Origin of the sequence: Pseudalkalibacillus berkeleyi, from assembly GCF_021608225.1 — a bacterium.
Classification (GTDB): Bacteria; Bacillota; Bacilli; order Bacillales; family Fictibacillaceae; genus Pseudalkalibacillus; species Pseudalkalibacillus berkeleyi.
This window is the reverse complement of sequence record NZ_JAKIJS010000005.1, coordinates 21,862-37,094: the sequence shown is the minus strand read 5'-3', so window position 1 is coordinate 37,094 and position 15,233 is coordinate 21,862. Positions and strand designations below refer to the sequence as shown.

Annotated in this window: 17 protein-coding genes; 5 read left to right on the top strand and 12 right to left on the bottom strand. The window is 37.6% G+C overall.

Annotated features, from left to right (window positions below; translation table 11 throughout):
* Positions 1-391 precede the first annotated feature (391 nt).
* Entirely contained in the window at positions 392-2,035 is a 1,644-nt protein-coding gene (gene groL / locus L2716_RS17640; protein WP_236338845.1) for a chaperonin GroEL, read from the bottom strand.
* 85 nt (positions 2,036-2,120) lie between these two features.
* Complete coding sequence (gene groES / locus L2716_RS17635) at positions 2,121-2,405, bottom strand: co-chaperone GroES (protein WP_226552736.1); 285 nt, start codon at positions 2,403-2,405, stop codon at positions 2,121-2,123.
* A 237-nt stretch (positions 2,406-2,642) separates the two neighbouring features.
* On the opposite strand from groES, the gene L2716_RS17630 reads away from it, so the two are divergent.
* On the top strand, positions 2,643-3,350 hold the full coding sequence (locus L2716_RS17630) for a CPBP family intramembrane glutamic endopeptidase (RefSeq protein WP_236338828.1): 708 nt from the start codon (positions 2,643-2,645) through the stop codon (positions 3,348-3,350).
* Between the two features lie 2 nt (positions 3,351-3,352).
* The gene (locus L2716_RS17625; protein ID WP_236338826.1) at positions 3,353-3,556 is read left to right on the top strand and encodes a DUF4305 domain-containing protein; all 204 of its coding nucleotides are present in this window, start codon (positions 3,353-3,355) and stop codon (positions 3,554-3,556) included.
* Positions 3,557-3,584: 28 nt separating this feature from the next.
* On the opposite strand, the gene L2716_RS17620 is transcribed toward L2716_RS17625, so the two are convergent.
* Together L2716_RS17620 and L2716_RS17615 are read right to left on the bottom strand one after the other, a co-directional pair.
* On the bottom strand, positions 3,585-5,111 hold the full coding sequence (locus L2716_RS17620) for a zf-HC2 domain-containing protein (protein WP_236338823.1): 1,527 nt from the start codon (positions 5,109-5,111) through the stop codon (positions 3,585-3,587).
* Entirely contained in the window at positions 5,108-5,608 is a 501-nt protein-coding gene (locus L2716_RS17615) for an RNA polymerase sigma factor (protein WP_236338821.1), read from the bottom strand. The genes L2716_RS17620 and L2716_RS17615 overlap by 4 nt, the downstream gene beginning before the upstream one ends.
* Positions 5,609-5,754: 146 nt before the next feature.
* Between L2716_RS17615 and L2716_RS17610 the strand changes: the two genes are divergently transcribed.
* Positions 5,755-6,180 (top strand): hypothetical protein, encoded by a 426-nt coding sequence (locus L2716_RS17610; RefSeq protein WP_236338820.1) that lies wholly within the window; start codon positions 5,755-5,757, stop codon positions 6,178-6,180.
* 79 nt (positions 6,181-6,259) lie between these two features.
* Here L2716_RS17610 and tatC read toward each other — a convergent pair whose 3' ends face one another.
* From tatC to moaC, 4 genes are read right to left on the bottom strand one after another with little or no spacing between them, the layout of a single operon-like run.
* Positions 6,260-7,012 carry a twin-arginine translocase subunit TatC gene (tatC, locus tag L2716_RS17605; protein WP_236338817.1) on the bottom strand — a complete coding sequence of 251 codons (753 nt, stop codon included), beginning with the start codon at positions 7,010-7,012 and terminating at the stop codon, positions 6,260-6,262.
* 18 nt (positions 7,013-7,030) lie between these two features.
* On the bottom strand, positions 7,031-7,243 hold the full coding sequence (locus L2716_RS17600) for a twin-arginine translocase TatA/TatE family subunit (protein ID WP_236338808.1): 213 nt from the start codon (positions 7,241-7,243) through the stop codon (positions 7,031-7,033).
* Positions 7,244-7,274: 31 nt separating this feature from the next.
* Entirely contained in the window at positions 7,275-7,916 is a 642-nt protein-coding gene (locus tag L2716_RS17595; protein ID WP_236338806.1) for a redox-sensing transcriptional repressor Rex, read from the bottom strand.
* 30 nt (positions 7,917-7,946) lie between these two features.
* On the bottom strand, positions 7,947-8,429 hold the full coding sequence (gene moaC / locus L2716_RS17590) for a cyclic pyranopterin monophosphate synthase MoaC (protein WP_236338803.1): 483 nt from the start codon (positions 8,427-8,429) through the stop codon (positions 7,947-7,949).
* A gap of 458 nt (positions 8,430-8,887) precedes the next feature.
* On the opposite strand from moaC, the gene L2716_RS17585 reads away from it, so the two are divergent.
* Positions 8,888-10,816: an ABC-F family ATP-binding cassette domain-containing protein gene (locus L2716_RS17585; protein WP_236338801.1), complete on the top strand. Its 1,929-nt coding sequence runs from the start codon at positions 8,888-8,890 to the stop codon at positions 10,814-10,816.
* Positions 10,817-11,255: 439 nt separating this feature from the next.
* Positions 11,256-11,660, top strand: coding sequence for an SET domain-containing protein (locus L2716_RS17580; protein ID WP_236338799.1), 405 nt, complete (start codon positions 11,256-11,258; stop codon positions 11,658-11,660).
* 156 nt (positions 11,661-11,816) lie between these two features.
* Here the strand turns inward: L2716_RS17580 and L2716_RS17575 are convergent, their stop codons facing one another.
* From L2716_RS17575 to L2716_RS17560, 4 genes are all read right to left on the bottom strand, one after another.
* Positions 11,817-12,068 (bottom strand): GNAT family N-acetyltransferase, encoded by a 252-nt coding sequence (locus L2716_RS17575; protein WP_236338797.1) that lies wholly within the window; start codon positions 12,066-12,068, stop codon positions 11,817-11,819.
* Positions 11,981-12,247 (bottom strand): GNAT family N-acetyltransferase, encoded by a 267-nt coding sequence (locus L2716_RS17570; protein ID WP_236338972.1) that lies wholly within the window; start codon positions 12,245-12,247, stop codon positions 11,981-11,983. Before L2716_RS17570 ends, L2716_RS17575 begins: the two co-directional genes overlap by 88 nt.
* Before the next feature lie 175 nt (positions 12,248-12,422).
* A complete protein-coding gene (locus L2716_RS17565) occupies positions 12,423-13,646 on the bottom strand; it encodes an MFS transporter (RefSeq protein ID WP_236338795.1) in 1,224 nt (407 codons plus the stop codon).
* A gap of 62 nt (positions 13,647-13,708) precedes the next feature.
* Positions 13,709-14,953 (bottom strand): MFS transporter, encoded by a 1,245-nt coding sequence (locus L2716_RS17560; protein WP_236338793.1) that lies wholly within the window; start codon positions 14,951-14,953, stop codon positions 13,709-13,711.
* Positions 14,954-15,233: the final 280 nt, after the last annotated feature.

The window sequence follows — 15,233 nt, the reverse complement described above, 5'->3', positions numbered from 1 at the left end:
GCAATCCCCCCAAAAAGTTTATTTCGATAACAATTTTACAACAGACTATTCCATAAATCTACATTTGTAGGAAAATATGTTTTTGGGAATGCATATAAAATTGTAATAAAATGATCTTGTAATACCCCTTTCGGCATACTCACACTTCTTTGCTTGCTGAAGCTGGAGTAAGTCTGAAAAATAATTATGGAACGTTTAGATACTGAGATGATACAACAACAACAACACAAGTTTATTCTCACACAACAAAAACTGTAAAAGAGGATGATTCCCATAAGTTCAGCGAACTGAGGGTAAAAGTAGTGTTTTCTAAATAAATATTGTCAAAAAAAGGTCACAGTATAAACTGTGACCTTTAAAACCTTATTACGAAAGGGGTTTAGGGGGCAGGTTACATCATGCCGCCCATTCCACCCATGCCGCCCATTCCGCCCATGTCAGGCATGCCTCCGCCGCCGTTGTTTTCTTCCGGCTTATCTGCGATAACTGCTTCAGTTGTTAGAAGCATTGCAGATACGGATGCAGCGTTTTGTAGAGCTGAGCGTGTTACCTTAGTTGGGTCAACGATACCAGCGTCGATCATGTTTACCCATTCTCCAGTTAGTGCGTTGAATCCAATTCCAAGGTCTTCACCTTTCAAGCGTTCAACAACGACAGAACCTTCAAGTCCAGCATTGTGAGCGATTTGACGGATTGGCTCTTCTAGTGCACGTACAACGATGTTTACACCCGTTGCTTCGTCACCATCAGCTTGAACCGCTTTAACAGCTTTAAGGACGTTTACAAGTGCCGTTCCACCACCTGAAACGATTCCCTCTTCAACTGCCGCACGAGTTGAGTTCAATGCGTCTTCAATACGTAGCTTACGTTCTTTCAATTCAGTTTCTGTAGCTGCACCGACTTTGATGACTGCTACTCCACCAGCAAGCTTCGCTAGGCGCTCTTGTAATTTTTCTTTATCGAACTCAGAAGTTGTTTCTTCTAATTGTGCACGAAGTGTGTTTACGCGAGAAGAGATTTTCTCAGTATCGCCAGCACCTTCAACGATTGTTGTGTTATCTTTCGTTACAACAACTTTAGAAGCTGTTCCTAGTTGACCAATGTTTGCAGATTTAAGGTCAAGACCTAGGTCTTCAGTGATCACTTCTGCACCAGTCAATGTTGCGATGTCTTCAAGCATTGCTTTACGACGGTCACCGAATCCAGGTGCTTTAACAGCAACTGCATTAAATGTTCCGCGTAGTTTGTTTACAACGAGTGTTGCAAGCGCTTCACCTTCAACATCTTCAGCGATGATCAAGATCGGCTTACCTTGTTGAACAACTTGCTCTAGTACTGGAAGTACTTCTTGGATATTACCGATTTTCTTGTCTGTTACAAGAATGTATGGGTTCTCAAGAACAGCTTCCATTTTATCTGAATCGGAAACCATGTAAGGAGATGCATATCCACGGTCGAATTGCATACCTTCTACAACTTCTAGCTCAGTAGCGAATCCTTTAGATTCTTCGATTGTGATAACGCCGTCGTTTCCAACGCGCTCCATAGCTTCAGCGATCAATTGACCGACTTCATTGTCTCCAGAAGAGATTGCAGCTACTTGAGCAATTGATTCGCGTCCTTCGATTTGCTTAGAAATGTTCTTAAGCTCTTCTACAGCTGCAGAAGTTGCTTTTTCGATTCCCTTACGGATGACCATCGGGTTTGCACCAGACGTTACGTTCTTCAATCCTTCACGGATCATTGCTTGCGCAAGAACAGTTGCTGTAGTCGTACCGTCACCAGCTACGTCATTTGTTTTGCTTGCAACTTCGGATACGAGCTTAGCACCCATGTTTTCGAATGCATCTTCAAGTTCGATTTCTTTTGCAATCGTTACACCGTCATTTGTAATGAGTGGTGAACCGAATTTCTTCTCAAGAACGACATTACGTCCTTTTGGTCCAAGCGTTACTTTAACAGCATCTGCAAGCGCATCAACACCAGCAAGCATTGAGCGTCGTGCATTTTCACTAAACTTAATATCTTTAGCCATTGTATAAAGAACCTCCTTGATTGGTTGTATGTAGGGAATCCGTTCCCCTTTGTTGAATTAATCTTTTAGAAGAATCTAGATTGGTTTAGCCAACGATTGCTAGTACATCAGATTCACGTAAAATCAAAAATTCTTTACCTTGATATTTCACTTCAGTACCAGCGTACTTAGAATAGATAACTGTGTCGCCTTCAGAAACTTCAAGTGCAACTTTTTCTCCGTTATCTGTTACTCGGCCTGTACCGACTGCAACGATTTTTCCTTCTTGCGGCTTTTCTTTCGCAGAGTCAGGAAGTACAATCCCGCTTGCGGTCTTTTCTTCGCTTTCTACAAGCTCAATTACAATACGATCACCTAACGGCTTTAACAAGTGAAACACCCTCCTCAAGGATTATGTTATTTTAATTATTAGCACTCTGTATAAGTGAGTGCTAATTCCATTTTTAATTTTATCAACTTTTATTTTTTTTGCAAGAGATAACTGAAAATTTTTTTATTACGTTTATGTAAAATTGCCTAAAAATCTTATGAAAGGTATTTCGCTTGATTCTGTGTTAAAATGTAGCATTGAGTAAATTGGAAATCTCTTATGAAAGAGGAGATGTAATTGAATAAACGATATGGATGGATCCTCATCGTATATATAACAACATTATTATCCGGGTTTATTGGACTACCTATATTACTGGAGTTGGATATACCCCGAGATAAAATTCCAGGACTATGGAATGTCATCAGTTTCTCAATCGGATTCTTGATTATCTTATTGATCTTGTTACCGGAATTCCGTAACCCGCTCAATCGTGATGAACGAGCGAGTTGGTCGAGAACGGCTGGTTGGGCATTTATCGGCATACCTATGGTGTTCGTTGCACAAATTATTGCCGCAACGATTGAGATGCAACTGTTAGGTATTAAACCTGGTTCAGAAAACACGGAGATGATTGTAGAACTGACCATGTCTGTACCGTTACTCATATTGGTCGTGTCTGTCATCGGACCGATCCTTGAAGAAATTGTGTTTCGGAAGATCATATTTGGTACACTCTATAAACGAACTCATTTTATCATCGCTGCACTTGTCAGCTCACTTATATTTGCTTTAGTCCACCGGGATTTCAGCCATATTCTCGTTTATACAGCAATCGGATTCACACTCAGCTTCTTGTATGTGAAAACGAAACGATTGATTGTACCAATTATTGCGCATGTGGCAGTCAATACAACCGTCATGCTTTTCCAAGTTGTTTACCGTGATGAGATCCAAGACCTACAGAAGCAACTGAAAAGCGTTGAATTCATTATTGGAGGCTGATTATGAAATTTTCACCAACCTTTTGGATTTTCGCCTATCTCGTTTTAGGCGTCATATTTACTTATTTAGCAATTTTCTATGCACAAGAAGACGGCGTCTGGTCATTCTGGCCAATTCTCAACATGGCACTCGCCGCTTACGACTTCTTTAACGCATATAGAATGTTCGAGCTACGCAAAAAAATAAAAAGCATGAAGAAGAAATAAAGGATCGACCAATTTGGTCGATCTTTTTTTAATACGGTTTATTGTATTGGAATTCTTCCTTACCGGTTTCTGTATTAATGAGCCTGGCTGAATCATTTTGGTTCACCCTATTTAACTCTTGACCATTCAAAAGTTGATATTCATGGACAAGTTCATATTCACCTGTTATCTGACTTTGAATCACAAATGTTCTGTTATGTGTATATCTTCTCTTAGTAATAAATTGTGCATCCTCTTCGGCAACAATCTTCTGAAGTAAGACTAAGCCTTCATCAGGTGACAGATTCTCTTTAAACGATTTGTTAAAAAAAGATTGATCTAGTTGAACACCGTTAATCGAGAAGTGATCCACATTACCTGTACGAACATGAACTGAGATCAAAAAATAGTCAGATTGACCTTCTAAAAGTGGATAACTTTGATTAACTGGGATAAAAGAAAAGTTATGCCAGTCTTCCCTTTCAGAAAAAGTTTGTTTATTGATGCCTTTATATTTGAGCTCAACTTCCGCGTTCTCTCCATAGAGCCTTTCTAGAAAAGTTAATATCTTCACTTCAGCTTCTTCTTTACTGACGTTTTTATTTACATCTTGTTCTTCATGATGCCTATTAAAACGAATAATATTCCCAGTAAAAACATCTACGTATCCGCTTATATGTTTGCTTCGGAATTTAGCCTTTCCAATATCATCGGATAGCGGTGATGTAGGTTTTAAGTCAATTTCAGAGGGTTTGATTTTAAAATAACTACCTAATTTATCTTTAACTTCTTCGTCCGTTAAACGTTCGACATTTTCAGGAAGCCGATGGGAGCGATTGTAGTGATACGTTAGTTCGTTAATTTCTTTTACGACAGCCTCTATCCCTATGATATCCACCATTTTCAGATAAGAACTATATCCATGATGAAACCCCTTATATTCCTCCTCCACTTCTTGCTGGTATAGAGCACTATATTCTTTAAGGCTTTGATAGGTTTGTTGATCGACTTCATCCCATTGCGTATTTTTTCTTTTGTGATGTAAAGTCTTCAGCGTCGTATATAACGCATTATTTTCAATTTTTAAATAGTATTCTGTATTGCTTAATTGATACAATTCCCACCAATTAAAGGCGTCATCGTTCGTTGCCCACCATTGTTCAAACATTTCTTTTTGAAATTCTAAAGACGCAATGTCTTCATGTTTCGTTGCTTCGATATAGTCTACCAATTCTCTCGCCTCAGCATATTTACTGTTACTCCAATCAAACACCTCTTGCCTGGAATTTTCGTATTTGTTGAAAAGCATCATCGCAATGATGACAGCTAAGATTGCGGCAATCACTTTCATCCTTCGGAACTTAAGCTTTAATTTGACTCGATCATCAAGTGTTGTTGGAACATCAACATGTTCATCTGTTATTTCTTCACCAAATCCCTCTCCAGTCCCGTAGATCTGTCGGCATGTCGAACAGCTTTCCAAATGTTCGTCCACCATCTTTTTCACTGATGGGCTAAGCTCGTCTTCTATGTACAACGGATACAAATCCTGAATCAATTGACATGAATCCTTCAATTTCGTATCCCCCCGTATTCTTTCGTATACGTGTCTTTAAATTTCTTTCTTGCTCTGAATAGACCTACCTTTACTGAACCTACTTTCTCACCCAAAACTTCGCTCATTTCTTGATAGGTCATCTCTTGTTGGTCACGAAGTAAGATGTATGTTCTCTCTTTTTCGTTGAGGGCTGATAGAACGAACAAGATTCCATCCCTTTCGACCATTGCTTCAAATTCACTTTTTCCACCTTCCCACAGCTCATGCTTTTCTTCACTATGCTCAAATTTTGTAGAGCTTTTGTTTTGATAAGACAAATAAGTATTCCTAGCAATTGTAAATAGCCACGTTTTCAGTGAACTTTCGTGTCGAAATGAATGAATTTGTTTAAATGCTTTCATAAATGTGTCGTGCGTTAGCTCTTCTGCTATATGTGAATCATATGTATTTCTTAAGAGATATGTATAAATCGCTTTTTTGTAAGTTTCATAGATCTCTTCAAAAGGTGCCGACATGTTCGTACCATCCCCCCCTCTCCTAAATATGTAGACTGATAAGAGGCTATAAAGTTACAATACAATTTTATTTAAAAATGGTAAACTATAGAAAAAGTTGTTCGGAGGAGGGAATCAGCCTGGATAAACGGACTTTTAGAAAAAGAATGCTGATCACCTATTCGGTGTTTGCAATCCTAGTGGTTGCATTGTTAATTTCGACTGTGAAGCTTCCGGTCCATGCTGCTGGCTGGATTGTGTCTTTTGACGTAAATGAACTTTTATACATCCCTTTTGATGTTGAAAACAGATATTCAGAGATTAGTGGCTTTGATCGAGTGAAGCTCGTGTATGAGAATTCAGATGAATCATTAACGTACTGGGCAACAACTGAAATAGGCTGGAATAATGTTTCTAGCTGGGATGAAACGTTAACTTTGAACAACGGAACAACCGCTTATTATACTTCAACAGACGAAACCCAAATGATTAGCTGGCGAACTGGCGACGTGGAATACGCGATTGATTACACATCTACAAAACCTATCGCAAAGAGTGAACTTATAAAAGTAGCTTCAAAAGCAGTTGAATAAAATGAGACTTGATGATGAAAATTGATTTGTACATTAACCAAGAAAAAAGCGACCGTTCCCGGTCGCTTTCTTAATTTCCTTATTCTTCTTCGTCTTCCTCTTGTTCTTCTGCTGTTTTCATTGCTTTTTTATATGCAAATCCTGCTATTAGGATGCTGATCTCATACAAGAGTATGAGTGGAACCGTCACCATCAAGTGTGAAATGAGCTCTGGTGGTGTAATCATACCTGCAAGTACGAGCAATACGAAGTACGAGTACTTACGAATTTTTCGTAAAAAGGCTGGTGTGACCAGACCGAGTCTCGTCAAGAACATGATGACAACTGGGAATTGAAATAGAATTCCGAACGGTAATGTCAGCCGGAACAGAAAGTGAAAATATTCATTAATGCCGTATTCTTCTTCCACTCCGAGCAGATCAGATAGTCCATTCATAAAATCTATGACGAATGGAAACAGAATGAAGTATGAAAAAGATATACCCCCTACAAACAAAAAGAATGTCAGCGGGATATACATTAAAGTCACCCTACGCTCTTTCTCTAATAATCCAGGACTAATGAACGCCCAAATTTGATAAAGCGCAACTGGTGATGTGATTAACAAACCAATAAGAAAGGCAAAATCAAGAAACACTGTAAGCGGATCGGTTAATTTGAACACATTCAGTTCCAATCCAGCTGCTTCTGGCGTTTGCTTCAAATATTGGATGAGCGGCATCGAGAGGAAAAATCCTGAAATAAATGCCGCCAAAAAAATAAGTATGACGATGAAAATTCTTTTTCTCAGTTCTTCAACATGGCTTTGAAGCGTCATTTGTCTTTCCGTCATACGAAACTACCTTCCTAACTAGTCCTGATCTTTGTTCTTCTTGTCTTGCTCATTGTCTTTATCTTTTTCTTTTTTATCTTGTTCGTTATCATCATCTACGAGGCCACTTGTCGCATTCTTGAATTCTCTTAATGTCTTTCCAGCTGCCTTTCCTAGCTCAGGTAACTTTTTCGGACCGAAAATCAACAATGCAACGACTCCGACAATAATCCAACTTCCTGGACCAAGCATATTGGTCACCTCCTCAAAAAATGTCTTATATTTATTTTTCCAACGGATAATTCTTCAAAAAGTAAATCAACGATTGGAGTTCAACTGCTAAATCTATATGATGAATCCTGACGTCATCTGGTACAGTTAGTCGAGCTGGTGTGAAATTCAAAATTCCGTTCACGCCTGTTTCGACAAGTTCATCTGCGACCGTTTGTGCTGTTTGAGCAGGAACGGTCAAAATAGCAACCGATACATCATTCGTTACATGCTTCTTCAAATCTTTCAAATCATAAATTGGAACACCGCTGATCTTCGTTCCAATTTTATTAGGATCAACATCAAACGCAAGTTCAACTCTCGTGTTGTCGTTTTTCAAAAAATTATAGTTCAGAAGGGCTGTCCCTAAATTCCCCACTCCAATCAGCATGACTTTCGTGACTTCATCTTGATCGAGTGTTTTTCGGAAAAAGGTTAGCAAGTAGTTTACATTGTAACCATAACCCTTCTTACCTAGTGCTCCAAAATAAGAAAAATCTCTTCGGATTGTCGCAGAATCCACTTTGACCGCTTCACTTAGCTCAGATGAGGATACACGTAGCTTCCCGGATGAGGATAAGTTTTTGAGAAAACGGTAATACAGTGGCAACCGTTTAGCAGTTGCTTGAGGTATTTTTTGTTCATCAACGCTCATAAGATCCCTCCAATCGATTTAGGAACACTATTATATATCGTGCCGGTAATCGCCATTCTTCCCACCCGTTTTTTCGAGTAGATAAGTCGGACCAATTATCATGCCTTTATCAATTGCCTTACACATATCGTAAACGGTCAAGCCAACGGCAGATGCCGCTGTCAGTGCTTCCATTTCAACGCCGGTATTCCCCTTTGTTTTCACGGTAACATCGATGATGAGCTCATATGTATTTTCTACCGTCCATTCAAATGTGATATCTACTGCTTTCAGTGGTAATGGATGACACATCGGTACGATATCAGGTGTTTTTTTTGCAGCCATAATCCCTGCTACTTGGGCAACGGATAACACATCACCCTTTTTGATACGATTGCCTTGAATCGCTTCATATATTTCCTTCGAAACGCGGACACTGCTTCGAACACGAGCTGTCCTAACCGTTTCTTCTTTATCAGATATATCGACCATCTTCGCTCGACCTTGGTCATTGAAATGCGTAAAATCGCCCATAATATCACCACCTAAGAGAGACTATACACCATTTTTCAACAAAAGTAAGGCTTGAAATAATTGAAAATATAACAAAACATTGAATATTGCACAGTTGCTTGCACTTTCCCCCATAGGCTACACTAAGATTAATACGAATGTGTCGAACAAAATCGAACAAAAAACAATAGTGTTCAAAAATTGATGAATAAGAAACAACCGGTTATGAAGTTCAACTAAGATCGTCACGTCCTGTGACAACGTTGAACTGAATCACATCCTGTGATCCTAAGGCACGACGGTTTTGAGGACCGGAGCGTATATGTTTAATACGTGAGGACCAGAGAAACCGAGTAACACTCACTGCCTAACTACGTCACGTCCTGTGACAACGGCAGTACTAGTACGTCCTGTACGTCGAAAATTCGTAGTTTATCATTCGTTGATTTTTGAACTTCCTTTATAGAGAGGTGTTACACATGATCGTCATGCAAGCCCAAGACATAACAAAATATTATGGTGCTGACCTTATTTTATCGAATATTAAACTTGAAGTACAATCCCGAGACCGAATCGCCCTTGTCGGAAGAAACGGAGCTGGTAAATCGACGTTGTTGAAGATCATCAGCGGTCACCTTTCTTACGACTCTGGTGCGATTATGAAGCCGAATGAAATTGAAGTCGGTTACTTAGCGCAGGACGCTGGTCTTGAATCAGAAAACACGATTTGGGATGAAATGATTGAAGTCTTTCACGACCTTCAACTAATGGAAGAACAAATCCGTGCGTTGGAATCAAAAATGGGACAAGAGAAAGTATTGAGTGATGAGAATCTTTACACCAAAGTACTCTCAGAATATGATTCCCTGCAACAAAGCTTTCAATTAAAAGGTGGATATCAATATGAAAATGATATCCGCTCGACCCTTCATGGCTTCCGTTTCTATGAAGAGGATTACAATAAACCGATTGCATCCTTAAGTGGTGGTCAGAAGACTCGACTTGCACTCGTTAAGCTCCTATTAACTCGTCCAGATTTGTTGATTTTGGATGAACCGACGAACCACCTGGATATACAGACATTAAACTGGCTAGAAACATACTTACAATCTTACCCCGGAGCCTTATTAATCGTTTCTCATGATAGATACTTCCTAGATAAAGTAGCGACCCAAGTTTATGAAATTTCGAGAACGAGAAGTAAGAAGTTTTTCGGTAATTACAGCAAATATCTTGAACAGAAGGCAGATCAGTATGAACAAGATGTAAGAGAATACGAAAAGCAGCAATCCGAAATTGCCAAGCTTCAAGATTTTGTGCAGCGAAATATTGCACGTGCATCCACTACGAAACGAGCTCAGAGTAAAAGAAAACAACTTGAGAAAATGGAAGTGATGGACCGGCCAGATGGTGGAGAGAAATCCGCTCAATTTGGGTTTAGAATTGAACGCAAAACTGGTAACGACGTATTAAAGTTGAACAAACTTGCGATCGGTTATGAAGACTCCATATTAGTTGATGATATTGATCTTCATGTTCAACGAGAAGAAAGCATTGCGCTTGTTGGTCCGAACGGGATCGGTAAATCAACGCTCATTAAAACAATCATGCACCCTGACCGGAAAATAGCGGGATCCCTTCAGTTCGGATCGAATGTGAAGATTGGCTATTATGATCAAGAACAAGCGGACCTGAACAGTAATAAAACGGTTCTTCACGAGCTATGGGACGAATTCCCCACTCATCCAGAAAAAGATATTCGTACCGTTCTCGGGAACTTCTTGTTCAGCGGAGATGATGTGTTGAAAGGCGTTAATGAACTCAGTGGTGGACAGAAAGCACGACTTGCACTTGCAAAACTCATGTTGCAAAAAGCGAATGTCCTTATTTTAGATGAGCCGACGAACCATCTCGACCTTGATAGTAAGGAAGTACTCGAAAATGCGTTAGTCGATTTTCCTGGAACCATTTTGTTCATTTCCCATGACCGTTATTTCATTAATCGAATTGCCACACGGGTTGTTGAGTTATCCACAACGGGTCTTGAAAACTTCCTAGGCGACTATGACTATTATCTTGAAAAGAAAGCAGAGCAAGCTGAATTCGAGCGTCTAGAGCGTGAAGAGCTTAATGAAAAGGAAGAAAACACGGTCAGTGACCAAAAAGAGCAATTCCATAACGACAAACAAGCGAAAAAAGAAGAGCGTAAAAGACTTCGCAGAATAGAAGAACTAGAAGCACAGATTGAAGAGAGCGAACAGAAGATTGAAGCGATTGAACACCAACTAAGCCAGCCCGACATCTTTCAAGATTTTGAGAAAAGCCAAGAGCTTAATGAACAACTTGAAAAAGCAAATCATGATTTAGAAACACTACTAGAAGAATGGGAAGGTTTACAAACGGTGTAGACTGGGAAATAAGGAGTTGATCCACACTTTACGAGGGTCAACTCCTCTTCTTTATTTATTAGTTTGCTCACATATACACACAATCCACAGGGTTATACACAGGGTAAACAGTGATTTTTAGGTTTTCTTGTCGTTTTTTCCACAATATCCACAGAATAACTCGAACTTATCCACATTTAGTTATTCACATCATTAAGTCTTTATTTCCCGATAGATTTCTTATGTTTTCCACAATGTTCACAACCTGTGGATAACGCTTTTCCACATCGAGATTCGACTCCATTCGACTTCGTTATACACCTTTCATGTATATTTATTCTTATTTGTATACACACTTTATGCACTGGACTGTATATCGGAAAATTTTTATAATTGCTTTTAGTAGGATCACCTGTCAGACTGATGGATGGTTACATTTTGAGAATAAGTAGGTGAGAAATTGATTGAAATCAGAAGTTCTACAATAACAGATGATGAAAACGACAAAGGCGTATTCGCCACTCGTGATATAAAAAAAGGGGAACTCATTCATGAAGCACCTGTGCTTCCATACCCGAATGAGGAACATGAACATATCGAAAAAACGCACCTTGCTGACTACGTTTTTGAATATGGGCTTCACCACTCAGCGTTTCTGTTAGGATATGGTATGATGTTTAACCATTCGTATCAGCCAAACGCCTATTATGACATTAACTTCGATCAACACACTTTCGACTTCTTTGCTTATAAAGATATCAAAGCAGGAGAAGAAGTATTCATAAACTATAACGGAGAGGTAGAGAACGATTCTCCACTTTGGTTTAACGAAGATGAGGAAGACGAAGAAGACAAAAGCGAATAATCGAGCGATTTCAAAACACCCAAGTTTAATGGGTGTTTTTTTTACTTTTGAAAATATTATTCGCCAAGAGATTCACACAGTAATTCACACCAAGGGCTTATTCAATAAAAGCCACCTTTTATGCAATAACAAATGAAATCCTATTAGCTGATTTAGTTAAGTAAGGTCCTTACCATACCCGATACTTTTAGCTTCAAAGCCCATGCTAAAATAAAATTGGTGTGCATCTTTTCTCTCTTTACGATTTCCACTATTTAAAGCTATTGCAGTAACGCCTTGATTTCTTGCCCAACTTTCGATTTCTTGCATTAACTTTTTTCCTATGCCTCTTCTTCTGTAATTTGAATCAACAACAAAGCTACAATTCGAACATAAGAACCATCGTATTCGTAAAACAAATCCGTACATAACCCTGCCATCCCAACAAGTTGATTCTCCACCTCTGCAACTAATGTATGATAGCATGGATTAGTAAAAATCTTTTCAAACCTCTGTTCAAACTGTTCTATCGCGGTTGGATAACCAAGTTGTTCGATTAAAGAGACCATTTGTGGAACATCAGTTTTTGTAGCTTCCCTAACCTTCATCTATACCTCCATTAATTTATTCAATACTATTCATCGTCTTAAGGAATAGCCCCCTTTACTTGAAGTCTTTTTTATAAATTCTTCTAATTAATTATTTAAATGAAGTTCTCTGCTAGAAGGTTAGCTAATCTAAAGATGAACTTTTTTATAGGCTGTTTTTGTGACTCTCAACACGTTAGCCATTAATTACCTTAGAATTCTCATTAAAATAACTTGAACTAGGGGACTTTAATATGATTGTAAGTAGAACTAATGCCATAAATGTACCAACAAGTGAAAATACTATGCAAATAAATTGTAAAGAGAACCATTCTGCCAGAAATCCCAGAATTAAAGTAAATCCAATTTGAATAATTCCTTGGATCATATCAGTAATACTGCCAAACCTCCCCATAATTTCAACTGGAACATTATTTTGAAAATAGGTTGCGAATCCTGTATTAGCAAATGCCATAAAGAAGCCTAAGAATACAAATGCTATAGTTGCAGTAATAAAATTAATTGATGAATAAAACATTACATACCCAAGAGAGGTTAACAACATTCCAACTCCTAAATAAAACTTTAATGGAATCTTTTTAGTTGCCATAGCTGAAAAGATTCCACCTGATATGGCTCCTAAACCAGTCAAACTCACGATAAATCCATAATCACGGTCTGATAATTCAAGGTTTTGTTTAATAAATGTGACTTCTTGCGAATCTAAAGCAAAACCGATTAACATTGCAGATTGGAAAAGAATATAAACAACTAGGAAATATTTTGCTTTTATAGAAAACATCTCAACTACTTTCCAATCATTTACAATAGTTTTCCAACCAATCGGATCTCTTGCTCCATTTGTATTTTCATCTACATTTGGAAGGAGAAAAATGAAGAATGCACAAATCATAAAGGTAGCTGCGTTAATAATAATGCATAACTCAGTACCAAAATAAATAATTAGTACTCCTGCTGTAGCAGGTCCAGTCAGAAATGCTCCTGAACCTGTCATGCTCATTATTGAATTGAACCTTTTTCTTCTCTGATATGGAATCAACTTTGTTATATAAACAGATGAAACAGGACCGAAAAATGTCCCAAAAGTATTTATTAATAGAAGTAGTAAATAGATTATCCAAAGTTCCCCAATAAAAGGAATGGTGAAAACTAGGATACCACGTACTATATCAATAAAAATCATAAGTTTTCTTTTGTTTACCCTATCAATTACACTTCCTGACCAAGTATTAGTGAGTAAAATCGCGATTGGTCTAATTATATAAAGACCTGCCACTGCTGCCGCTGAACCGGTTAAGTCCAATATGGTAATATTTAAGGCAATTAGGTATATCCAATTACCTATTTGAGAAACACCTATGGCTGATATTAATAAAATAGGCTTTTTCCATTCGCTCATTTACTCACCCTTTTCTCTTTACTTTAAAGATAAACTTAAAAAATTGGGATGATTACTTTTTATCAGTTAACCTTTTCTTCTAATACTTCCACTTGATCCTCTTCGCTTAGTCTCATTATTACAAATAAAGATATAACTCCGGAAAACAATATCATAATTCCGCAAATTAATATCACAAAACTTGCACTAGAAATTGTACCTATAAATCCATTTAGACCCATACCGATTAATGTAATAGTACTTAAAAAGCTCGTTATAACACTGAAAAACCTTCCTAGTTGATCATATGGGATTGCTGTTTGCCAAAATGTTGACGCACTTATATTGAATGTTGAATTGAATATACCGAGGAAAAAAGCTGAAACCATCATGAAATAAAGACTTCCAGACAATCCAATTCCCATGTAAAACAACCCTAACCCAGCAGTTGCTCCACCAAGCTGTACATGAAGTGACAATTTCTTTATATATTTTGAGCCGAAAATTGATGTTAAGATCATTCCACAACTGAGGGCACCTAAAATATATCCTACGAACTCAGCCTCGTAACCACTAGTATTAACATGAGCGGTAAAAGTAACATCAACACCTGCTATTCCAAACATAATAAATACATACATCATTAATATACTGATAATTACAGGAGATTTTGCAGGTGCTAATCCCTCAACCCAACGTTGCCAAAAGGTTTGAGTGTTCTTATTTTTTTCAACACTGATTTTAGTACCTTCAATGTTTTTGAATAACACTCCCATCAAAAAGGTACTAGCAATAACATAAGTTACTGCATCAATTACGAATCCTAAATTCTTTTCACTTTCAGGTAGAACTGCTAATACAGTTGCAGCTAAGCCTGGGCCAATTATTTTTACCAATTCACGAGTTGTTTGAAATGTTGCGTTTGCATCCATTAAATTTTCTTTATCAACAATATCAACAATAAACTTATTAAAAGCAGGATTTCGAAATGAGGAAACAAGGGCTAAGAAAAAAGCGGCAATGAAATAGATCCATAAATAATTTGGTAAGAAATATAGCGAACAAATACCTATCGCACTCACAATATTTGTGGTAACAATTACTTTAACAGGTCTTTTATTTTCAATAAAAACCCCTGCAACCGCACCTCCTATTAAACTACCAATACTTAAGCTTCCTGTTACTCCCATTGTTGTTAACAAAGATTTAGTTGAGCTATATGTCAACACGATTAACAACATATAACTAAACCAAGATCCTACTTCAGAAACAAACAGAGCAGCGGCTAACCTACGGAATTTTTGATTAGTCTTCACTAGCTTAAACATCTGAATCCCCCTATATTTTCATTTTAAAATTTTTTCATAATTCTAACTATTTATATTTTTATAGTATCCTACTAATTAGTTCATTTGTATTGATAAAATACTGAATTTTTATACGACTTATTAACTTATTTGCAAAGATATTTCTCAACAAAATTCAATATAAAAAACCCTTCATTTAGATAATCTTTATACTCTAAATGAAAGGTTCTGTACATATTCATATAAACTGTTTTATTTCTATGAAGTCACTCTCTAAAATCACAAATTTTATATGTTACCA